14 protein-coding genes, 4 tRNA genes and 3 rRNA genes are annotated in these 23219 nt (G+C 45.2%); 4 read left to right on the forward strand and 17 right to left on the reverse strand.

Annotation, left to right across the window (positions count from 1 at the left end; all coding sequences use genetic code 11):
* Positions 1 to 82 precede the first annotated feature (82 nt).
* Complete coding sequence (locus ABXS85_RS08315) at positions 83 to 382, forward strand: 2Fe-2S iron-sulfur cluster-binding protein (RefSeq protein ID WP_353669564.1); 300 nt, start codon at positions 83 to 85, stop codon at positions 380 to 382.
* Between the two features lie 35 nt (positions 383 to 417).
* Positions 418 to 2961, forward strand: a complete 2544-nt coding sequence (hrpB, locus tag ABXS85_RS08320) for an ATP-dependent helicase HrpB (protein ID WP_353669565.1) — start codon at positions 418 to 420, stop codon at positions 2959 to 2961.
* Here the strand turns inward: hrpB and ABXS85_RS08325 are convergent.
* Entirely contained in the window at positions 2947 to 3939 is a 993-nt protein-coding gene (locus tag ABXS85_RS08325; protein ID WP_353669566.1) for a phosphotransferase, read from the reverse strand. The genes hrpB and ABXS85_RS08325 overlap by 15 nt on opposite strands.
* 193 nt (positions 3940 to 4132) lie before the next feature.
* Between ABXS85_RS08325 and ABXS85_RS08330 the strand changes: the two genes are divergently transcribed.
* Positions 4133 to 5011 (forward strand): arginine deiminase family protein, encoded by an 879-nt coding sequence (locus ABXS85_RS08330; protein WP_353669567.1) that lies wholly within the window; start codon positions 4133 to 4135, stop codon positions 5009 to 5011.
* Positions 5012 to 5080: 69 nt separating this feature from the next.
* Here the strand turns inward: ABXS85_RS08330 and ABXS85_RS08335 are convergent, their stop codons facing one another.
* The 7 genes from ABXS85_RS08335 to ABXS85_RS08365 all read right to left on the reverse strand — a co-directional run bounded on the left by ABXS85_RS08335 (position 5081) and on the right by ABXS85_RS08365 (position 14619).
* Complete coding sequence (locus ABXS85_RS08335; protein ID WP_353669568.1) at positions 5081 to 5299, reverse strand: hypothetical protein; 219 nt, start codon at positions 5297 to 5299, stop codon at positions 5081 to 5083.
* A 528-nt stretch (positions 5300 to 5827) separates the two neighbouring features.
* A 5S ribosomal RNA gene (gene rrf, locus ABXS85_RS08340) occupies positions 5828 to 5942 on the reverse strand.
* A 205-nt stretch (positions 5943 to 6147) separates the two neighbouring features.
* Positions 6148 to 9042: ribosomal RNA gene (locus tag ABXS85_RS08345) — 23S ribosomal RNA — on the reverse strand.
* A 362-nt stretch (positions 9043 to 9404) separates the two neighbouring features.
* A 16S ribosomal RNA gene (locus tag ABXS85_RS08350) occupies positions 9405 to 10945 on the reverse strand.
* Together the 16S, 23S and 5S rRNA genes form the textbook arrangement of a ribosomal RNA operon.
* A 405-nt stretch (positions 10946 to 11350) precedes the next feature.
* A complete protein-coding gene (locus ABXS85_RS08355) occupies positions 11351 to 12523 on the reverse strand; it encodes a sodium ion-translocating decarboxylase subunit beta (protein ID WP_353669569.1) in 1173 nt (390 codons plus the stop codon).
* Between the two features lie 32 nt (positions 12524 to 12555).
* Positions 12556 to 14337 (reverse strand): sodium-extruding oxaloacetate decarboxylase subunit alpha, encoded by a 1782-nt coding sequence (oadA, locus tag ABXS85_RS08360; protein ID WP_353669570.1) that lies wholly within the window; start codon positions 14335 to 14337, stop codon positions 12556 to 12558.
* A 39-nt stretch (positions 14338 to 14376) separates the two neighbouring features.
* Entirely contained in the window at positions 14377 to 14619 is a 243-nt protein-coding gene (locus ABXS85_RS08365; protein WP_353669571.1) for an OadG family transporter subunit, read from the reverse strand.
* Between the two features lie 157 nt (positions 14620 to 14776).
* Between ABXS85_RS08365 and ABXS85_RS08370 the strand changes: the two genes are divergently transcribed.
* Complete coding sequence (locus ABXS85_RS08370) at positions 14777 to 15787, forward strand: tRNA-dihydrouridine synthase family protein (protein ID WP_353669572.1); 1011 nt, start codon at positions 14777 to 14779, stop codon at positions 15785 to 15787.
* 49 nt (positions 15788 to 15836) lie between these two features.
* On the opposite strand, the gene ABXS85_RS08375 is transcribed toward ABXS85_RS08370, so the two are convergent.
* The 9 genes from ABXS85_RS08375 to ABXS85_RS08415 all read right to left on the reverse strand — a co-directional run bounded on the left by ABXS85_RS08375 (position 15837) and on the right by ABXS85_RS08415 (position 23180).
* Positions 15837 to 15913 (reverse strand) — tRNA-Arg (locus tag ABXS85_RS08375).
* Positions 15914 to 15936: 23 nt separating this feature from the next.
* Positions 15937 to 16013 (reverse strand) — tRNA-Arg (locus ABXS85_RS08380).
* 51 nt (positions 16014 to 16064) lie between these two features.
* Positions 16065 to 16141, reverse strand: a tRNA-Arg gene (locus ABXS85_RS08385).
* 60 nt (positions 16142 to 16201) lie between these two features.
* Positions 16202 to 16291, reverse strand: a tRNA-Ser gene (locus ABXS85_RS08390).
* A 69-nt stretch (positions 16292 to 16360) separates the two neighbouring features.
* Positions 16361 to 16549, reverse strand: a complete 189-nt coding sequence (csrA, locus tag ABXS85_RS08395) for a carbon storage regulator CsrA (RefSeq protein WP_353669573.1) — start codon at positions 16547 to 16549, stop codon at positions 16361 to 16363.
* Between the two features lie 145 nt (positions 16550 to 16694).
* On the reverse strand, positions 16695 to 17936 hold the full coding sequence (locus ABXS85_RS08400; RefSeq protein ID WP_353669574.1) for an aspartate kinase: 1242 nt from the start codon (positions 17934 to 17936) through the stop codon (positions 16695 to 16697).
* 47 nt (positions 17937 to 17983) lie between these two features.
* Positions 17984 to 20599, reverse strand: coding sequence for an alanine--tRNA ligase (alaS, locus tag ABXS85_RS08405; protein WP_353669767.1), 2616 nt, complete (start codon positions 20597 to 20599; stop codon positions 17984 to 17986).
* 223 nt (positions 20600 to 20822) lie between these two features.
* Positions 20823 to 21914 carry an alanine racemase gene (gene alr / locus ABXS85_RS08410; protein ID WP_353669575.1) on the reverse strand — a complete coding sequence of 364 codons (1092 nt, stop codon included), beginning with the start codon at positions 21912 to 21914 and terminating at the stop codon, positions 20823 to 20825.
* Positions 21915 to 21923: 9 nt separating this feature from the next.
* On the reverse strand, positions 21924 to 23180 hold the full coding sequence (locus tag ABXS85_RS08415; protein ID WP_353669576.1) for a D-amino acid dehydrogenase: 1257 nt from the start codon (positions 23178 to 23180) through the stop codon (positions 21924 to 21926).
* Positions 23181 to 23219: the final 39 nt, after the last annotated feature.

Consider the following 23219-nt stretch of genomic DNA (forward strand, 5'->3'; position numbering starts at 1 on the left):
AAATGATACTGGACCAAATGACACTGGCGAAAAGGTTTCTTCGTTATTATGGTATCGGTAGATTAACAGAAGGAGCCGCGCCTTGCCTCAATTGAAACGCATATCACTTAGCTTTTTAGAGCCACAAGAAACCCTGCAGGCCAGCACCGAAGAGAGTATTTTAGACGCCTTACTTATCCACCATGTTGCTATTCGCCATGCCTGTGATAACGGAGTTTGCGGTGTGTGTTTAACACAATTACTCGATGGTCAGATCGATTATGGTCAGCATCACCCCCGCGGCCTCACACAACAAGAAATCGAACAAAACTATATATTGCCATGCATCGCCCGTTGCAAAACCGACATACGTTTGGCCCAACCTAAGGTCAAAATGCGTTAAACTCTGCTTTATTCATCTGCTGACACACTTTATTTATGACATTACCCATTCACGAGCTCATTCCTGCACTCACACAACAACTGAATGAAGGCCATCAGGCCATTCTTGAGGCAGCTCCAGGAGCGGGTAAAACCAGCGTAGTACCTTTGGTATTAATGGATCAAGCATGGAATCATGGTCGTAAAATCATTATGCTAGAGCCACGTCGTCTCGCAGCTAAGGCTGCTGCGCAACGTCTCGCAGAGAACTTAAAAGAACCACTTGGTCAACGTATCGGTTATCGTATCCGTCATGACACAAAAGAAAGCAAAGACACTCAAGTCTTGGTGGTTACCGAAGGTGTCCTGACTCGAATGCTCCAAGATGACCCTTGCCTAAGCGATATATCACTGGTCATTTTCGATGAATTCCATGAACGTAATTTGCATTCCGACTTAGCTTTTGCCTTATGCTTACAAGCAAGAGAGCTTTATCGAGATGACGATCCCCTTAAATTGTTGGTCATGTCCGCCACCCTAGACACTCAATTGCTAGAACAGCGTCTAGCTTGTTCGACATTGACCAGCGCAGGACGCAGCTTCCCTGTTGATGTTATTTACGCTAATAAAGCGTTGAAAATAGCGCAAGTCTGTGAAGAAGTCAGCCGTTTAACCGTGCAGGCATTCCATCAACAAACAGGCAATATTCTGGTGTTTTTGCCTGGTCAAAAAGAGATTCGCCAGGTTCAAAAAAGCTTACGCATGACGTTAGATAATGAACCTCATCTCTCTATTTTGTCCTTATATGGAGACTTGAGCTTAGCGGAGCAGGAAAAAGTCATCGCACCAACCACTGCGCCTGAACGAAAAATCGTACTCGCCACTGCCATTGCACAAACCAGCTTGACTATTGAAGGCATCCGCGTAGTTGTCGACAGTGGCTTAAGTCGTGAGGCTAGATTTGATGCTAATACTGCCATCACGCGCTTGCATACCCGACACGCCACTCAAGCCGAAACCGTGCAACGCATGGGACGTGCAGGTCGCACACAAGCTGGTGTTTGCTACCGTTGGTGGAGTGAAGAGCAACAACATAGATTAGCGGCGCAAGCACAGCCACAAATTGAATGCTCAGAACTCAGCGCCTTAACGCTCAATTTGGCGCAATGGGGTGTTCAAGACAGATTAGAACTCGATTGGATCACGCCACCGCCGCAAGGGCATTTTCAGCAATCTTTAGACACCTTACGACAACTAAATGCGATTACCGAGCAAGGTTTAACCCTAACGCCTCATGGCGAGCGCATGAGCCAACTCAATTTAGAGCCGCGCTTAGCGCATCTGTTACTCCTAGCAAAACAATGGGGAATCAGCGATTTAGCATGCCAAGCCTGCGCCCTACTAAGCGAAGGGGATCCTTTGTCCAATGTGGGCAGTGACTTCCATTTGCGCTTACACTGGCTTTTCGACAAGGACAACAAGCTCAACGCCCAAAAGCCAAAACACTTTTATCAACAATCAATAAAACAATGGCGTCATCACTTTTCAAATATAAGCAGTTCGCCATTCAATATGGCTAAACTCACTGACAAGATTGACGAGGGAGATGCATTAGGCTTATTGTTGGCTGCTGCGTTTTTTGACCGTATCGCGCAACGACAAGACAATTCCAAAAACTACTCTGAGCAAAAGCTTCTTTACAAGCTCGCTAATGGTCGTATTGCCAGCTTGGACAAGACAGATACTAATGCGCAATTTGAGTATCTTGTGGCTCTGGATGTGGGCGGTCATCAAGATCACAACCAAGACCAAATTTACTTATCTCATCCTTTAAACCTCTCTGCTTTGGCTGAGCATTTACCTGAACTGCAAAAAGAAGTGACTCATCTTGCTTGGTCAAAAAAAGAGGCACGTTTAATCAGCGAACAACAAACTTGGGTTAGTAAGCTCTGTTTACAACGCAAAGCATCTCAACATCTATCTGACGATGCCGTCATTACTGCTGTTATTCAATACATAAGACAAACAGGATTAGCCGTATTACCTTGGAATCAAGATACGGCTCAACTCAGAGCCAGACTGCATTTCGCAGCCAAACATGACACTCAACACGCATGGCCAGATTGGCGCGATGAAGGTTTACTCAATACATTGGAAACATGGCTCGCACCTTACCTAGCCAAAGTGACCACACAGAGCACGCTGGATAAACTCGACCTAACGACTATTTTACTCAATAGCTTAAACTGGTCGCAGCAGTCCAGACTAAAAGAAAAGGTACCCGAACGGCTCGCGGTGGCATCGGGCAATCAACACAAAATTGACTATCAGCAATCGCCCCCCAAGCTCAGTGTAAAACTGCAAGAAGCCTTTGGAATGACAAGCACGCCACAGGTTTTAGGGCAAAACCTCAGCTTGGAATTATTATCGCCCGCACAACGCCCTTTGGCGGTTACGCACGATCTGCCCTTCTTTTGGCAAAATGCCTACCCTGAGATAAAAAAAGAAATGCGTGGTCGCTATCCCAAACACCCTTGGCCAGATGACCCTTTAAGCGCTCAGGCTACCGCAAAAACCAATCGCGCCTTACGAGGTTCGTAATGACGCCAAAGCAGCTTCGGTAATCCTTTGACTAAAAGATGTATTCTTAGGGTGATTGGGACTCCAGCCCAGAATAAAACGGTGAAAATCTGCCCAAGCAAGATCAAACAAAGCGCGCCACTCGGCTTCAACCTTTGTCGCGAAATCGGGCGATTCACCTTGTGCAACCAAGCAGCGAGTTAATTCAGCAAAGTAATGATCCAATAAGAAGGCTAGGTGCTCTGCCAAACTGGTTTCATCCAAACAACTACCCAGAAAATAGGCCACATCTTGTACACCAACACCTTGCCCTGTGTATTGGAAATCCACCGCAGCAACATTTTTACCAGATTCAGAAAAACAAAAATTGGCCACCTTGGCATCGCCATGTAATAAGGTTTGATAACTTGCCTGCTTGAGGGTTTGATCTATTCGTCTCGCCTGCTGTTTCAATTCACTGTCCGCCATGGCTTGCCATTCATCAGGTCGAGTATCTAAATGCCAATAACTACCTCGTGCCCAAAGACCTTGATAGCTATCCTGTGATGACACAATAAATTGGCTGTGAAAGCTGGCTAACCAATCCAATACAGGCAAACAAGCAGACCAGGTGAGTTGACCATGTCGATATTCAAAACCTGAAGCATCCAAGTCTTCTAACAGGATGAAAATTTCATTTTGCGTTTCATGCACTCCATAACATTTGGCCATTCGAGCAGTAGGCGACACTCTCTTTGACCAGTCTTTATACCACTGGGTTTCCACCTGATAAGACTGTAACTTTCGTTGATGCGATAAGTCCGATTGCCAACCTCTTGGGTGCGTCATGACCATATCAAGGCGTATCGATTTCACGATTACTGAAGTGAGATTGTACTGAGTACCAGACACTAGATAACGTACAATTTCACCGTACCCACTCCATAAGGATTGAATCGTTTCACCACGAGCGACAGAGGCTGCAGCCAAACTTCGTTTTACAAATATTTCAGGTGACATTACAAACCCCAAACTTTCATTTCGCATATTGTAGCTAATATACTATTGAGGCTTTAGAAAAGGACCTCTAAGCAGAGTCCGCTTTCAGCGAAATAATGTTATAAAGAAGCATTCAAGTAGCATATAGAGACAAAATAGTCTCCTATTTTCCTAAAAATAAGTCATAAAAAACCAGTAGTAAGGATGATTCACCATGACACATTATGGCTGCCAACTAATGGCTGAAAAGATGTCAAAAGTATTAATGAGACGCCCAGCAGACAGTTTGCGACAAGCCGACCAGCAAGTATGGCATTACAATCATCTATTTGATGCCGAAAAAGCCATTCAGCAGTACGACGCTTTCACTCAATTGATCCTCGACACTGGCTGCGACATTGTCTGGATGGAAGACAATAACGATGGTCTCTGTGATGCCATGTTTACGCGCGATGCGTCACTTATCACCAAAGCAGGCGCTATTCCTCTAAAAATGGGGAAAAGCCTTCGTACACCTGAGCCAGAATTACACAAGCAAACCTATGATAAACTAGGTATTCCTATTCTTGGGCAATTAACAGGAGAAGCAAAAATTGAAGGTGGCGATACCATTTGGCTAAATGAACATACCTTATTAGTAGGCATGGGATTTCGTTCTAACCAAGCAGGAGTTGATCAACTTAATGCTTTACTTAACCCCAATGACATTCAGGTTCTTGGTTTCGACATGCCTTACTGGAGTGGTAAGGAAGCTTGTTTGCACCTTATGTCAGTAATATCTCCCCTAACGGAAAACAAATACCTAGTTCACCCGCCTTTGATCCCAGCTCGTTTATGGCAATTGCTAGAAGATCAAGGAATTGAATTTGTCATCGCACCTGAAGACGAGTTCACCGCATCGTTTGGCTTAAACCTTAACGTTTTACCAACCTCACCTGATCAATGCATCATGATCGAAGGCTTCCCAAAAACTAAGCAGAGAATGGAAGATCACGGCGTGACTGTGCATGTCTTTGAAGGGGATGCCCTTTGCATGGCCTGTGAGGGTGGACCAACCTGTTTAACAAATCCTATCTTACGTGAAGCAAACTAGTAGTCTATTTATTGGTGACAGAGCGATAGACCACTCTGTCACCGAATTGACATAATGACAAAAAAACAATCAATCATCATCCTGCATCGGAATAACACTAGCACCGGAACTAAGAAAAGAAAGGCGCTGTGCTATACTCAATTTTTCAGGCTCAGTAAACGAAACTGTGTCATTATCTGGATGAAAGCTGTACTCCACCTTCGCTCCATCAAACTTAATCTTTCCCAAAATTTGACCTTGCTGACTAATACAGTCTAAATCTTGTTGTGCAGTAAAAAACAAAACCATCGAGAGTGCCCTTAGAGAATCATTGAGAAAACATAATATTAAAATCAGACAAAATTTCGATCAACAAAACTGGCCTTGTTAGGGAAATAGCATAACCTTGTAACGCTTCTTATGCATTTACATCTAAGGCGATGGCAAGCGCCTGTGGCGTATAAAGAGCCACTTCTGAGTTCGGGATGAGATCAGGTGGTTAACTCGTTAGAACGCCCTTAACCCAGAAAGCCACTTTACCTATCTTCATTCTGACTTTCTTACAGACGTAAAAAAGCCCCGACCGTTTCCGATCAGGGCTTCTTAATTAAGATCTTGATAACGACCTATGCTTATCCCCTTGTGGGACTACCATAGACATGGCGAGCGCCTGTGGCGTATAAAGAGCCACTTCTGAGTTCGGGATGGGATTAGGTGGTTCAATCATACCATCGCAAGAATTGCGCCTTAGAGGTTTACTCCCCCTGTTTTTATTTTGAGTTTCTTACAGACGTAAAAAAGCCCCGACCATTTCCGATCAGGGCTTCTTAATTAAGATCTTGATAACGACCTACTCTCACATGGGATCTCCCACACTACCATCGGCGATGGCGCTTTTCACTTCTGAGTTCGGGATGGGATCAGGTGGTTCAACGCCTCTATGATTATCAAGAAAACTCGGATGTGCTCAGCACAAATTCGTTTACTTGTTCACTTTAACAATCAACTTTTGAAACAGCGATAACCAAGTATCAAACCGGAACCTCCAAGGATGGAGGAAATACTGAAAATTGTCTGGAACAATTTCAGTACTATCGTAAATTCTTTGTAGTTCACTCTGTTTTCTTCAGAGTTCTGTAAAACCACTTTGGTGTTATATGGTCAAGCCTCACGAGCAATTAGTATTGGTTAGCTCAACGCCTCACAACGCTTACACACCCAACCTATCAACGTCCTAGTCTCGAACGGCTCTTTAGGGGACTTAAAGTCCCAGTGAGATCTTATCTTGAGGGAGGCTTCCCGCTTAGATGCTTTCAGCGGTTATCCCGTCCGAACGTAGCTACCCGGCAATGCCACTGGCGTGACAACCGGAACACCAGAGGTTCGTCCACTCCGGTCCTCTCGTACTAGGAGCAGCTCCTCTCAAATCTCAAACGTCCACGGCAGATAGGGACCGAACTGTCTCACGACGTTCTAAACCCAGCTCGCGTACCACTTTAAATGGCGAACAGCCATACCCTTGGGACCGGCTTCAGCCCCAGGATGTGATGAGCCGACATCGAGGTGCCAAACACCGCCGTCGATGTGAACTCTTGGGCGGTATCAGCCTGTTATCCCCGGAGTACCTTTTATCCGTTGAGCGATGGCCCTTCCATACAGAACCACCGGATCACTAAGACCTACTTTCGTACCTGCTCGACGTGTCTGTCTCGCAGTTAAGCGTGCTTTTGCCTTTACACTCTATGCATGATTTCCGACCATGCTGAGCACACCTTCGTGCTCCTCCGTTACTCTTTGGGAGGAGACCGCCCCAGTCAAACTACCCACCACACAGTGTCCTCGATCCCGATAAGGGACCTGAGTTAGAACCTCAAACATACCAGGGTGGTATTTCAAGATCGGCTCCACTAAAACTGGCGTCTTAGTTTCAAAGCCTCCCACCTATCCTACACAAGTAGGTTCAAAGTTCACTGTGAAGCTATAGTAAAGGTTCACGGGGTCTTTCCGTCTAGCCGCGGATACACAGCATCTTCACTGCGATTTCAATTTCACTGAGTCTCGGGTGGAGACAGTGTGGCCATCGTTACGCCATTCGTGCAGGTCGGAACTTACCCGACAAGGAATTTCGCTACCTTAGGACCGTTATAGTTACGGCCGCCGTTTACTTGGGCTTCGATCAAGAGCTTCGCCTAAGCTAACCCCATCAATTAACCTTCAAGCACCGGGCAGGCGTCACACCCTATACGTCCACTTTCGTGTTTGCAGAGTGCTGTGTTTTTAATAAACAGTCGCAGCCACCTGGTATCTTCGACCGACCAGTGCTTACGGAGCAAGTCCTTCACACCGGTCGGCGTACCTTCTCCCGAAGTTACGGTACCATTTTGCCTAGTTCCTTCACCCGAGTTCTCTCAAGCGCCTTGGTATTCTCTACCTGACCACCTGTGTCGGTTTGGGGTACGGTTCACACATATCTGACGCTTAGAAGTTTTTCCTGGAAGCAGGGCATCAACCACTTCGTCCAAAAGAGGACTCGTCATCAATTCTCAGCCTTAGGATCCCGGATTTGCCTAAGATCCCAGCCTACAACCTTAAACGCGGACAACCATCGCCGCGCTGGCCTAGCCTTCTCCGTCTCTCCATCGCAATATGCATAAGTACAGGAATATTAACCTGTTTCCCATCGACTACGCTTTTCAGCCTCGCCTTAGGGGCCGACTCACCCTGCCCTGATTAACATGGGACAGGAAACCTTGGTCTTCCGGCGAGGGAGGTTTTCACTCCCTTTATCGTTACTCATGTCAACATTCGCACTTCTGATACCTCCAGGGTGCCTTACAGCTTCCCCTTCAACGGCTTACAGAACGCTCCTCTACCATACATAAACAGCAAAACCATCTACATATCCGTAGCTTCGGTGTACAGTTTGAGCCCCGTTATATCTTCCGCGCAGGCCGACTCGACTAGTGAGCTATTACGCTTTCTTTAAAGGGTGGCTGCTTCTAAGCCAACCTCCTAGCTGTCTAAGCCTTCCCACATCGTTTCCCACTTAACTGTAACTTGGGGACCTTAGCTGACGGTCTGGGTTGTTTCCCTTTCCACGACGGACGTTAGCACCCGCCGTGTGTCTCCCGTGCTCATACTCATTGGTATTCGGAGTTTGCATGGGGTTGGTAAGTCGGGATGACCCCCTAGCCCAAACAGTGCTCTACCCCCAATGGCAATACACGAGGCGCTACCTAAATAGCTTTCGAGGAGAACCAGCTATCTCCGAGCTTGATTAGCCTTTCACTCCTATCCACAAGTCATCCCCGGACTTTTCAACGTACGTGGGTTCGGTCCTCCAGTTAGTGTTACCCAACCTTCAACCTGCTCATGGATAGATCGCCCGGTTTCGGGTCTATTCCCAGCAACTATACGCCCTATTAAGACTCGGTTTCCCTACGGCTCCACTACATGCTTAACCTTGCTACTGAAAATAAGTCGTTGACCCATTATACAAAAGGTACGCAGTCACCGAACAAGTCGGCTCCCACTGCTTGTACGTACACGGATTCAGGTTCTATTTCACTCCCCTCACTGGGGTTCTTTTCGCCTTTCCCTCACGGTACTGGTTCACTATCGGTCAGTCAGGAGTATTTAGCCTTGGAGGATGGTCCCCCCATGTTCAGACAGGATAACACGTGTCCCGTCCTACTCGTTTTCATTCAAAAGGCGTTTTCGTATACGAGGCTATCACTCTCTACGGCCGCTCTTTCCAGAGCCTTCTACTAACACCAATTAAACTTAAGGGCTAATCCCCTTTCGCTCGCCGCTACTCAGGGAATCTCGGTTGATTTCTTTTCCTCCGGGTACTTAGATGTTTCAGTTCCCCGGGTTCGCCTCGTATGGCTATGGATTCACCATACGATACCCGCAAGCGGGTGGGTTTCCCCATTCGGACATGTTCGGATCACAGCGTGTTTATCCACTCCCCGAACCTTTTCGCAGATTACCACGTCCTTCATCGCCTCTGACTGCCAAGGCATCCACCGTGCACGCTTAGTCACTTGACCATATAACCCAAAATAGTTTTTTAACTTTCTAAGTGATACTTAGTCCGTCACTACTCTGAACTACATACCAACGCCGCTTTTGTCTCAGCATTGGATTTACGATCTTAGATTGTCGTCATTCTTAATCAGAAGGAAGTAAGATTAAGCACAACGCAATCCACCGGTTTGACGCTTGATTATCGTCTATTTCAAAAATTAAATTGTTAAAGAGCAAGTTTAGTGCAAAGCACTAAGTCAGATGCTTGATGATTCCATCAAACCTCTTGCTTAGAACTCTGTCTAATTCGCTTTAAGATAAGTAACCATGAGAACTCATGGCCATCAGATAATTTGTGTGAACGCTCACCAGAACTTTCATCGTTTAAGGAGGTGATCCAGCCCCAGGTTCCCCTAGGGCTACCTTGTTACGACTTCACCCCAGTCATTGACCACTCCGTGGTAACCGCCATCCCTAAGGTTAAGCTAGCTACTTCTGGAGCAATCAACTCCCATGGTGTGACGGGCGGTGTGTACAAGGCCCGGGAACGTATTCACCGTGGCATTCTGATCCACGATTACTAGCGATTCCGACTTCATGGAGTCGAGTTGCAGACTCCAATCCGGACTACGACGCACTTTATGGGATTCGCTTACTATCGCTAGTTCGCAACCCTTTGTATACGCCATTGTAGCACGTGTGTAGCCCTACTCGTAAGGGCCATGATGACTTGACGTCGTCCCCACCTTCCTCCGGTTTGTCACCGGCAGTCTCCTTAAAGTTCTCGGCATTACCCGCTAGCAAGTAAGGATAAGGGTTGCGCTCGTTACGGGACTTAACCCAACATTTCACAACACGAGCTGACGACAGCCATGCAGCACCTGTCTCAGAGCTCCCGAAGGCACCAAAGCATCTCTGCTAAGTTCTCTGGATGTCAAGAGTAGGTAAGGTTCTTCGCGTTGCTTCGAATTAAACCACATGCTCCACCGCTTGTGCGGGCCCCCGTCAATTCATTTGAGTTTTAACCTTGCGGCCGTACTCCCCAGGCGGTCTACTTATTGCGTTAGCTGCGCCACTAAGTCATTACAACCCAACGGCTAGTAGACATCGTTTACGGCGTGGACTACCAGGGTATCTAATCCTGTTTGCTCCCCACGCTTTCGCACCTCAGTGTCAGTATCAGTCCAGGGTGTCGCCTTCGCCACTGATGTTCCTTCCTATATCTACGCATTTCACCGCTACACAGGAAATTCCACACCCCTCTACCGTACTCTAGCCTGCCAGTATCCGGTGCCATTCCAAGGTTGAGCCCTGGGATTTCACATCAGACTTAACAAACCACCTACGCGCGCTTTACGCCCAGTAATTCCGATTAACGCTCGCACCCTCTGTATTACCGCGGCTGCTGGCACAGAGTTAGCCGGTGCTTCTTCTGGAGCTAACGTCAAAATACTTGGGTATTAACCAAGCACCCTTCCTCACTCCTGAAAGTGCTTTACAACCCTAAGGCCTTCTTCACACACGCGGCATGGCTGGATCAGGCTTGCGCCCATTGTCCAATATTCCCCACTGCTGCCTCCCGTAGGAGTCTGGGCCGTGTCTCAGTCCCAGTGTGACTGGTCATCCTCTCAGACCAGTTAGAGATCGTCGCCTTGGTAGGCCTTTACCCCACCAACTAGCTAATCTCACGCAGGCTCATCTAATAGCGGAAGGCTCAAAAGAGTCCCCTCCTTTCCCCCTAAGGGCGTATGCGGTATTAGCATGCGTTTCCACATGTTGTCCCCCTCTACTAGGCAGATTCCTACGCGTTACTCACCCGTCCGCCGCTCGTCGGCAAGAAGCAAGCTTCTCCCGTTACCGCTCGACTTGCATGTGTTAAGCCTGCCGCCAGCGTTCAATCTGAGCCATGATCAAACTCTTCAGTTAAAATCTTTTAACTAATTGCTCGAAAGCAAAAGTTTGCTTACTCAAACATCGAAACACTAACAATTACTTTATAAAGCGAATTGACGTGTTTGACTCTCGTAAGACTTCAAGTTTTCGAAGCCCCAGCGAGCGCCCACACAAATTATCTGATTATCTATTTTAAAGAGCGTTGCTGTGACACTTAAACATAAATACTTCATTCTCTGTAAGAGATGAAAACACTGTCCGTGTCAGCGGAGGCGTATATTAAGGATATACAGATTTTTAGCAAGTACTTTTTTCAAGTTTTTACTCTATAAATGTGCACTTACACTTTCTAGTTAAAAAATGCTTCCGCATAAGCTTGTGCTATAAATAAAAAAGACGCCAACGCGTCTTTTTTATTCTCATTTTTAAATGATTTAGTTAACTACCAACATAACTTAGCATCACACCAGCGGCAACAGCAGAGCCAATAACACCCGCTACGTTTGGTCCCATTGCGTGCATAAGCAAGAAGTTCTGCTTATTCGCTTCCAAACCAACCTTATTAGCAACACGTGCCGCCATGGGTACAGCAGACACTCCAGCAGCACCGATAAGTGGATTTATTGAATGCGAAGACATTCGATTTAACACTTTCGCCATTATTACTCCAGCCGCAGTACCGATGGAAAACGCCACTAAGCCTAGAGACAAAATCCCTAATGTTTCAAGGTTTAAGAAATCCTCAGAACTCATTTTTGAGCCCACACCCAGACCAAGGAAAATAGTGACAGTATTAATAAGCGCATTTTGTGCTGTATCACTCAGTCTGTCTACAACACCACACTCTTTCATTAGGTTACCAAAACAAAACATACCTAGTAGTGGCGCAGCAGACGGCAGAAACATAGCTGCCAAAACAGTTACAACAATGGGAAAAACAATTTTTTCTTTCTTAGATACATGACGCAACTGAACCATTTTGATGGCACGCTCTTCATGAGTAGTGAGAGCACGCATAATTGGCGGCTGAATCAGTGGTACCAATGCCATGTATGAATAAGCAGCTACCGCAATAGCACCAAGCAATTCTGGTGCCAGTCGACTAGCCACAAAAATAGCAGTCGGTCCATCCGCACCACCTATGATACCAATGGCAGCAGCATCGGCGAGAGTGAAGTCCATGATACCACTTGCACCAAGCAGGACAGCACCAATTACCGTTGCAAAAATACCAAATTGTGCGGCCGCACCCAACAATAAGGTCCTTGGGTTTGCCAACATTGGACCAAAATCCGTCATGGCACCCACGCCCATAAAGATAAGCAATGGAAATAAGCCTGTTTCAATACCACCATGGTATATATAGTATTGTAAACCTCCAGGCGAAATCATGTGACCCGCAGCGTCGTATACTGGTGCAGCAGCAAAACCAGCACCAGGAATATTAACAAAAATAGTACCTATGCCAATCGGCAATAATAGCAATGGCTCAAAGCCTTTTTTTATTGCAAGATAGATAAGCAACAATCCGACGCACATCATGACAGCTTGGCCCATTTCAAGCTGATATATGCCTGTATCCTGATACAGATTTAATAATTTTTGTTCCATTTGGTTAAACCCTTTTTATTCTTGCAACTGGATTAAAGCGACAGTAATGCTTGACCAACTTGTACAGCATCACCTTCTTTAACATGAATAGAACCCACCACACCTGATTTAGGTGCAGATATTTCGGTTTCCATTTTCATCGCTTCAAGAATCATAATGGTTTCACCTTCCTGAACCTGTTGACCCGGCTTAACAAGCACTTTGAAAATGTTACCTGCTAATGGTGCAGGAACATCTTCACCACCACTAGGTGCAGCGACTGGTGCAGCGTCAGGAACAGAGGATGAAGTAGAAACAGCTTGTATCTGACTGATATCGCCACCTTCTTCTACTTCGACTACATAACTTTGACCCGCAACACTTACCGTATAAACTGCTGGACCTTCGGAGTTTTGCGATGCCTCAACCAACTCCAGCCCTGACGGAACCGGCTCGAAAGCATCAGGGTTGTCACGATTTTCAAGAAACTTCAAACCAATTTGCGGAAACAAAGCATAAGTCAAAACGTCATCAATCAAATCATCAGATAAGCTGATTTGCTTTTCCTTCGCCAGATCTTGCAATTCTAAGGTTAATTTTTCTACTTCTGGCTCAAGTAAATCTGCAGGACGACAAGTAATTGGATCAGCCCCATCCAATACTCTTTGTTGTAACTCTTTATTGAATTCAGCAGGTGCAGCACCGTATTCACCTTTAAGTATACCGGCCGTTTCTTTTGAGATAGATTTGTAACGTTCGCCAGTGAGTACGTTCAACACCGCTTGCGTACCTACAATTTGAGACGTCGGCGTTACCAGAGGAATCAAGCCAAGATCTTCACGAACTTTTGGAATTTCTTTTAGTACATCATCAAATTTATCCGCTGCGCCTTGCTCTTTCAGCTGGTTTTCCATGTTAGTTAACATACCGCCAGGCACTTGAGCAATCAAAATACGAGAATCCGTTCCACGCAACGAGCCTTCAAATTTCGCATATTTTTTACGAACTTCTCTGAAGTAAGCGGCAATTTCTTCAAGTAATTCAAGATCCAAACCGGTATCACGATCAGTACCTTGTAATGCCGCCACAACCGATTCAGTAGAGGAATGCCCATAGGTCATCGACATGGATGAAATCGCCGTATCAACACGATCAATACCCGCCTCTATTGATTTAAGAATAGTCATATCAGACAAACCAGAGGTTGCATGAGCATGCAACTGAACTTCTAAATCCGTTTGTTCTTTTAATAAAGACACCAGATCAAAAGCATCGTAAGGCGTCAAGATACCGGACATATCTTTGATAGCTATTGAGTCTGCGCCCATATCCTCTAAGGTTTTCGCATAATCCACCCAATTTTGAGTGGTATGAACAGGGCTCTTAGTATAAGAGATAGTACCTTGAGCATGCTTCCCGACTTCTTTTACCGATTTAATGGCTTGCTCTAGATTACGCGGGTCGTTCATCGCATCAAAAATACGGAAAACATCCACACCGTTTGCAGCCGCACGTTCTGCAAATTTAGCCACAACATCATCAGCATAATGACGATAACCTAATAGGTTTTGTCCACGCAATAGCATTTGTTGCGGTGTATTAGGCATGGCTTTTTTTAGTTCACGAATACGATCCCATGGATCTTCGCCAATAAAACGTATACAGGAATCGAACGTCGCCCCACCCCATGATTCTAAAGACCAAAAGCCAACTTTATCGAGCTTTTCCGCAATAGGCAGCATATCGTCAATACGTAATCGAGTGGCGAATAAAGATTGGTGAGCATCACGTAACACGACGTCCGTAATACCAAGAGGTTGCTTAGTTGTTGTCATAGGTCCAGCCTCTGCAATATTATGCGTTAAATTGAATAATTATTTGTTTCTGTGTTGGTGAATAGCAGCGGTAATAGCCGCCGCAATTTGCGGGTCAACAGAATGATTTAAAGTAGCTACGCCAGATACACCACTCGTTGTTGCAACAGCATTATCAGGAAAATATTTATTAATTAACAACGACATGTAACTGGTCGCGAAAATCAAAACGACAAGAAATAGGAATACAAAACCCATCCCAAGCACCATTAAACCAACACCCTCACTAACCAATTCGTTCATTATTTAGCCCTTATTTGCACGAATTATTGCCTTGTTTACCGGCAGCGAATGTGATCATATTCATTTTTTGAACAGATCTGACTTAAATAAGTTGATTATTTTTACCACAAACCAGAACAGTTTCATATTTTTTTTGCATAACAGTTAGACTTATTTCGTGAACAATTCCCTAGAAAAAGCCAAAAAATTGCACAATACAACCACCCAAAGCCCCATCAGTCTTGCTGTCGCACCAATGGAAGGTGTTATGGACCATACGATGAGGGCTTTATTATCAAAAATCGGCGGAATGGATTATTTAGTTTCGGAGTTTGTGCGCGTAACTCATTACCCTATCCCAGTTACCAGCTTCAAAAAACACATCCCTGAAAATAACCATAGTGCAAAAACGCTCTATAATCATCCTGTACACACTCAACTATTAGGTAGCCAACCAGAACTAATGGCAGAAAGCGCCTACAATGCTTATTTGGCTGGCGCTCAACATATTGATGTTAACTTTGGTTGTCCTGCAAAACGCGTTAATGGGCACGGTGGCGGCTCTGTTTTATTACAAGAACCAGAAATCCTTTTTCGTATAATGCACGCTATTCGTCAAAAACTGCCGCAAGAAATCCCTGTAACAGCAAAAATCCGTCTAGGCTTTGAAGATGAAGAAAAACTATTCGACAATGTCGCTGCCATAGAGAGTGCAGGGACTTCAGCTTTGACGATACACGGCAGAACCAAGAAAGATGGCTATAAGCCACCAGCAAGATGGGAGAAAATTGGCCAAATAAATGACCAAACCAACATGAGCATCATTGCCAACGGAGACATCACAAACTTAGCAAGCCTGCAAAAATGCCAAAGTATTACTGGCTGCACGAATTTTATGATTGGTCGAGGTTCTCTAAGTAACCCTTTTTTATTTCAAGAACTAAGAGAGGGGCTTGAAGGCAAACCAAAAAACCAACAAAACAGATCACTGGGAACTTTATTTAACGAGTACACTGACAGCTTACAATTGGAATATGACGACGTTGCAACTCTAGGAAGACTCAAACAATGGTGTGCTCATTTACGCCATGAATTCAACAGCATACAAAACCATTTACAGGCCTTACGTCAAAGCAAAAGTGTTTCTGAGTTTACTGAAAAGTTAGCAGTCTGCCTTAAAGAAGCATAGATACAAATCTTTGTATGTAGCTAATGACAAGAATTAAAAAAAGAAGTAATGGCGCATCCGAGAGGATTCGAACCTCTGACCGCTCGGTTCGTAGCCGAGTACTCTATCCAGCTGAGCTACGGATGCGTAACTACTGTTTGACATTAAAATGGCGCATCCGAGAGGATTCGAACCTCTGACCGCTCGGTTCGTAGCCGAGTACTCTATCCAGCTGAGCTACGGATGCGTATTGAAATATCTAGAATGATTCTATAACCATTTGAAGAATGAATTAAAGTGGCGCATCCGAGAGGATTCGAACCTCTGACCGCTCGGTTCGTAGCCGAGTACTCTATCCAGCTGAGCTACGGATGCGTAACTTAAATCCCCAACCTTACAACTCAGAAAGGATAGCTTCTGAAAGGTTGTCTTGCATGGCGGAGAGTGAGGGATTCGAACCCTCGATGAGTGTTAACCCATACTCCCTTAGCAGGGGAGCGCCTTCGGCCACTCGGCCAACTCTCCAAACAAGTGCGGCGTAGTATATACTGCTTGTTCGCCTTGTAAAGACTTTTTGGGGAATTTTTTTAAAAATTACTCCTCAGAGTCTTGTCCTTCCTGTTCTTTTTGAATTCGATTATAAATTTCTTCACGATGAACAGAAACGTCTTTAGGCGCATTAATGCCAATACGAACCTGATTACCTTTAACACCCAAAACGGTAACAGATACTTCGTCACCAACCATTAATGTTTCACCAACACGACGAGTTAAAATAAGCATAAGAATATCTCCCTGTTATTGCTGTATTCTCAAAATAATCTTTAGAGATTACCTACAAGCTTGTAGGCAATTTCCTACAAGACATATTCTAGCCGCTCAATCAGAGTTTGACTATCGCAAAAAACAAGGATTATGTAGTCATTTGTTACTCTTCGCTAATACCTGCTGCCGAATCACTCAATTTGAAAGCAGAATGTAACGCACGTACCGCTAATTCCATGTATTTTTCATCAATAATGACAGATACCTTGATTTCAGAAGTAGAAATCAATTGAATATTGATAGATTCTTCTGCCAAAGCTTTAAACATACTGCTGGCAACACCAGCATGGGAACGCATGCCCACGCCAACAATCGATACTTTGGCAATCTTAGCATCAGACAAAACCGATTTTGCCCCTAATTCATCGGCAATCTTATGCAAGGTCTTCAAAGCCAACTCGTATTCATTACGATGCACGGTAAAAGTGAAATCTGTTGTACCGTCTACAGAAACATTCTGTACAATCATATCCACTTCAACATTAGCATCACTGATTGGCCCAAGAATTCTTGAAGCCACTCCAGGAATATCAGGAACGCCTTTCAACGTCAGTTTCGCTTCATCGCGATTAAATGCAATCCCAGAAACAGCCGCTTGCTCCATATCAAGTTCCCCATCAGTCGTAATTAATGTGCCTTCACCTTCAACAAAGCTGGACAGTACACGTAATGGCACTTGATACTTACCAGCAAATTCAACCGAACGAATTTGTAAGACTTTTGAGCCTAAACTCGCCATCTCCAACATTTCTTCAAATGTAATTTTTTCCAAGCGTCGCGCGCTATCAACTACCCGCGGATCAGTTGTATAAACCCCATCCACATCAGTATAAATTTGGCATTCATCTGCTTTTAACGCAGCTGCCAACGCCACACCAGTCGTATCAGAACCACCACGCCCTAAGGTCGTGATGTTGCCAAATTCATCGGCACCTTGAAATCCTGCAACGACAAGGACTTTTCCTTTAGCCAAATCGGCCTTCATCGAATCCGTATCAATTTCCAGAATTCGTGCTTTACCATGTGCACTGTCAGTCTTAATACGCACCTGAGGACCAGTATAAGAGCGTGCTGCAATGCCTCGCTTCATTAGCGCCATAGACAAGAGTGCAATCGTCACCTGCTCACCTGTCGATAAAAGCACATCCATCTCACGCGCCTCAGGCGCAGCTTGAATGCTTTTTGCTAACTCAATAAGGCGATTAGTTTCACCACTCATAGCCGAAACCACTACAACAACGTCATCACCTTGTTGCTTGTGCCTTTGTACTCTATCCGCTACTGCCTCAATACGCTCTACGGTTCCTACAGAAGTACCACCGTATTTTTGAACTAACAACGCCATCGTATATTCAACACCTATCAAAAGCCCATGATCGGGCAAGCCAAATTTTAAACTCTTTGTGCCACCCAATCAGGCACAGTCGCCAGAGCAGCAGGCAAAGCATCAGGATTGTTTCCGCCCGCTTGCGCCATATCAGGACGCCCTCCACCTTTACCATCGACTAAAGGTGCGACCATTTTAATTAGATCTCCTGCTTTTACTTGCTTTGTCAGTTCTTTAGTAACACCAGCAATCAGGCTAACCTTGTCATCATTGACCGCAGCCAACAAAATAACCGCTGACTCAAGTTTGCTCTTCAATTGATCCAACATATCACGCAACGCTTTTGGATCCGCCTCCACTTGAGCAACCAATAACTTACCACCGTTAATATCGACCGCTTGGGAAGCCAAATCCGCTCCCGCCATGGCTGCTAATTTACCCTTAATTGCATCCAACTCTTTCTGTAGAGCACGAGCATGATCATTCAGTGTGCTTACTTTATCTAGAACCGATTCTTTATTACCTTTCACCAGTGCAGCCACCTGCTGTAAAGTATTCTCCATCAAGCGGTTAGTTTCTACGGCAACCTTACCTGTCACAGCTTCGATACGACGAACACCAGCTGCGATGCCGCTTTCGGAAATAATCTTAAACAACCCAATATCACCTGTGCGCTTCACATGCGTTCCACCACATAATTCAATGGAGTAGTCAGCTCCCATAGTTAATACACGCACTTGACTATCGTATTTCTCTCCAAAAAGCGCCATCGCTCCTTTCGCTTTAGCCGCCTCAATATCCATAATTTCGGTTTCAACCACACGATTTAGCCGAATCTGCTCATTGACCATGTCTTCAATTTGCTCAATCTCAGCGGCAGTTACCCCTTCAAAATGAGAGAAGTCAAAACGCAAACGTTCAGCATCCACCAAAGAACCTTTTTGCACCACATGATCACCAAGAACACGACGCAAGGCTTCATGCATTAAGTGTGTTGCGGAGTGATTCAATGCCGTCGCTTGACGCATAGAACGATCCACTTGGGCCGTCACTTTATCTCCAACCGATAAAGTACCTTCTTTTAATTCACCATGATGCAGATGCGCTTTATCTTGCTTGGTAGTGTTGCTAACTTTAAACGCCACACCGCCACGCAACCAACCTTGATCCCCAACTTGACCACCAGACTCTCCGTAAAAAGGTGTATGTTTAAGCACCACAACCGCTTGCTGGCCAACGTTCAGAGTTTCTACAAACTGACCATCCAACAAAATAGACTCAACCTGACACTCATCTTCTAGCTTGTCATAACCAGTAAATTCCGTTTCAGCGTCAAGACTCGTACTGCCGGACATGTCCATACTAAAATTACTGGCAGAACGTGCACGTGCGCGTTGCGCCTCCATTGCAGCTTCGAATCCCTCTTCGTCGATTTCCAAATCGTTTTCACGAGCGACATCATTGGTTAAGTCTGCAGGGAAACCGTAAGTATCATAAAGTTTGAACACCGTCTCGCCTGGCAAAACCTTACTTTCACCCAACTGCACTATGGCTTCTTCTAGAATACGCATACCTTGGTCTAGGGTTTTCGCAAACTGTTCTTCTTCTTTTAACAAGATAGAAGTCACACGATCTTTTAGCTTACGCAACTCTGGATAAGCCCCTCCCATTTCGGCATCTAATGCCGCCACTAACTTATGGAAGAAGGGTTTTGATTGACCTAACTTGTTACCATGACGCACGGCACGTCGAATGATACGGCGCAACACATAACCACGACCTTCATTCGAAGGAACAACACCATCCACAATCATGAAAGAACAAGAGCGAATATGGTCTGCGATAACCCGTAAAGATTGCGCTTGAAGATCCTTGGTACCAACAACATCTGCAGAAGCTTTGATTAGGTTTTGAAACAGATCAATCTCGTAGTTGCTGTGCACGCCTTGCAAGATAGCCGCAATACGTTCTAATCCCATCCCTGTATCCACAGATGGTTTTGGAAGAGGGGACATGTCACCATTAGCTGATCGATTAAACTGCATGAAGACGACGTTCCAGATTTCGATAAAACGATCGCCATCTTCTTCTGGTGATCCCGGTGGCCCACCCCAGATGTGCTCACCATGATCATAGAAAATTTCGGTACAAGGACCACATGGACCAGTATCCCCCATTGCCCAGAAGTTATCAGACTGATATCGACCACCTTTATTGTCGCCAATACGAATGATTTTCTCGGTAGGCAAACCAATTTGCTGATGCCAAATATCAAATGCCTCGTCGTCGTCCGCATAAACGGTAACAAGCAACTTTTCCGTTGGCAGTTTTAACACCTCAGTCAAAAAGCCCCATGCATAACTGATGGCTTCGGTTTTAAAGTAATCACCAAAACTAAAGTTACCCAACATCTCAAAAAACGTATGGTGGCGCGCGGTATAACCTACGTTCTCCAAGTCGTTGTGCTTACCCCCGGCACGCACACAACGCTGTGATGTGGTCGCTCGTGTGTAAGGACGTACATCATCCCCTAGAAAAACATCTTTAAACTGCACCATACCTGCATTGGTAAACAGCAAAGTTGGATCATTACCTGGAATCAGCGAGCTGGATTCAACTATCTGGTGCTGCTTACTTTCAAAGTAAGACAAAAACGACTGGCGTAACTCAGAACTCTTCATAATGGGGTGAGTCTCTATCTCTAATATTTCTGGACGAATTAGGGCTGCGAAAGCCGCGAATAAGTAAGATGCGACTATGATGCAACGAAAAGCACAAAATAGTACACGCAAAGGGTGGGTATTTTCAAAAGAAACCGCAGGAATTTTCAGCTAATTTTGTGCATTTTCTGAACATACCCTGCTTTTATTGAAAAAACAGGGTATGGCAGCGGGGAAGATTTGTCTATTGAGAAGTGAGGTATCGGTACTTTGGACGTGATGTCATGCGAGTCACCACTTCATATCCAATGGTGCCAGCATAATCCGCCACTTCTTCCACAGGCACATCGCCGCCCCACAAAACAACTTCCTGACCAAGCGCCATCGCCATATCCGAATCGCCAACAAAACGAATCGTAATCATGTCCATCGAAACACGCCCAGCTAATTGACCAGCCTTACCAGAGATCATGACTGGCGCGCCATTTTTTGTCAGTCGCGGATAACCATCACCATAACCAACTGCAACGGTCGCAAGTTGGTGCGCTTTCGTTGCTTGATAAGTGCGTCCATAACCCACTTGATCGCCTTCTTCTAAATCACGCACAGAAATAATCTTTGATGACAAGGTCATAGCAGGTTTCAATCCAAGCTGTGCGCCTGCAATACCTGCAAAAGGTGAAATACCATATAACATGATTCCCGGACGTATCCACCCACCTTCTGGCACAGACCATTTCATGATGGCTGCCGAATTCGCCACACTGGCCTCAATATCACCAATATCACGACGCGCACTTTCAAAATAAGCCAATTGCTCCATGGTAGTCAGATCAGACAAATCATCGGCACAAGAAAAGTGAGTCATGAGCAAAACTTCATTCACCAAACCACTTCGACGCAATTGCATGACTAACTCTTTAGCTGTCGCTTTATCAACACCCAAACGATGCATACCAGAATCCAGTTTGACAAATATCTTGCCAATTTTTGCCTGACTGTCCAATAAACCTGCTAATTGTTGTTCATTTTCCAGTGCAGCCCAAAAACCATGCTCTTCACACAACAACCATTCCGAGGATTCAAAAACCCCTTCAAGTAGCATGATTGGTGATTCAATACCTGCTTCTCTTAATTCTATTGCTTCCTCAATTGCCGCAACAGCAAAAGCATCCACCTCTTTGTCTAGATGTTGAGCCACAGGTACAGCGCCGTGGCCATAAGCATTACTTTTCACAACAGCAAAAGCTTTACAGCTTGGCTGAAGCTTTTTCGCAAATTGATAATTATATAAAATTGCATCCAAATCGATGCTGGCAACTAACGGCCTAGCCATAGATTTCCCTTACTTCTTATAACGCGTAACCGACAAGTCAGAAGAATCGACTTGTGCTTGATTGCCCGCCATGATATCCGCAATCACAGCTGCAGAACCACAACTCATTGTCCACCCCAATGTTCCATGCCCAGTATTAAGATACAAACCAGCCACATTTGTCGCCCCAACCACTGGCGTCCCGTCTGGGGTCATAGGGCGCAAGCCAGTCCAATACTCAGCATCCGCTAATTGGCAGCCCTGACCAAACAAATCAGCCACCACATGGCTAATCGTTTCAGTGCGAGACTTCGGTAAGTCGAGATTGTATCCGGTTAATTCCGCGGTACCTGCCGCCCGAATACGATCACCAAGACGAGTCACGGCCACTTTAAATGTCTCATCCATGACCGTCGACAAAGGGGCATATTGCTCATTAATGATGGGAACCGTTAAGGAATAACCTTTCACCGGATAAACCGGAATATCAATATCGCAAGCTTTCAACAGTTCTTTTGAATAGCTACCCAAACTGACCAACACATGGTCAAAAGCTTGCAGACCATTTTGTGTAACAACACCACGAATTTCACCGGATTCAACAGACAAGGATCGGATATCTGTATTGAATTGAAAAGTGACACCCAAAGCATCGCAATGTTTTTTTAGAGATTGACAGAACAAGTAACAGTCGCCGGTTTCGTCTCGGGTTAAACGAAGACCACCCTTAAATTTATGGATTACAGATGCTAAACCCGGTTCAACTTCAAGAATTTGATCTGGCGTTAACATTTGATGTGGTACATTTAAAGCCTGCAACACTTTAATGTCTTTAGCCGCTGCCTCTACTTGCTCCTCTTTACGAAACAATTGCAAGGTACCACCTTGATTGTCATCGTAGCGAAAGCCAAGATCTTTTCGCAAAGTAATAAATTGATCACGACTGTATTCCGCCAACGCCATCATTCGAGACTTGTTGGTGTTGTAAGCTTTTTCCGTACACTGAGACAGCATTTTCCCCATCCACAGTAGCTTTTTGATTTCTGGTTCAGGACTAATTTTCAACGGTGCGTGTTTCTGCATCAACCATCTAATAGCTTTTAGCGGCACACCAGGTGCAGCCCAAGGAGCAGAATAACCAGGGGAAACTTGTCCAGCATTTGCAAAACTGGTTTCTAAAGCCACACCCGGCTGACGATCAATAACGGTAACGGTAAAGCCTTTTTTGGCCAAATAATACGCAGAGGTTAAACCCACAACACCAGCGCCCAGCACGCACACTTGCATAAAAAACCCAACCCTAATAGCAATAAGTGATTTGCACTA

It is taken from the genome of Marinomonas sp. THO17, from assembly GCF_040436405.1.
Classification (GTDB): Bacteria; Pseudomonadota; Gammaproteobacteria; order Pseudomonadales; family Marinomonadaceae; genus Marinomonas.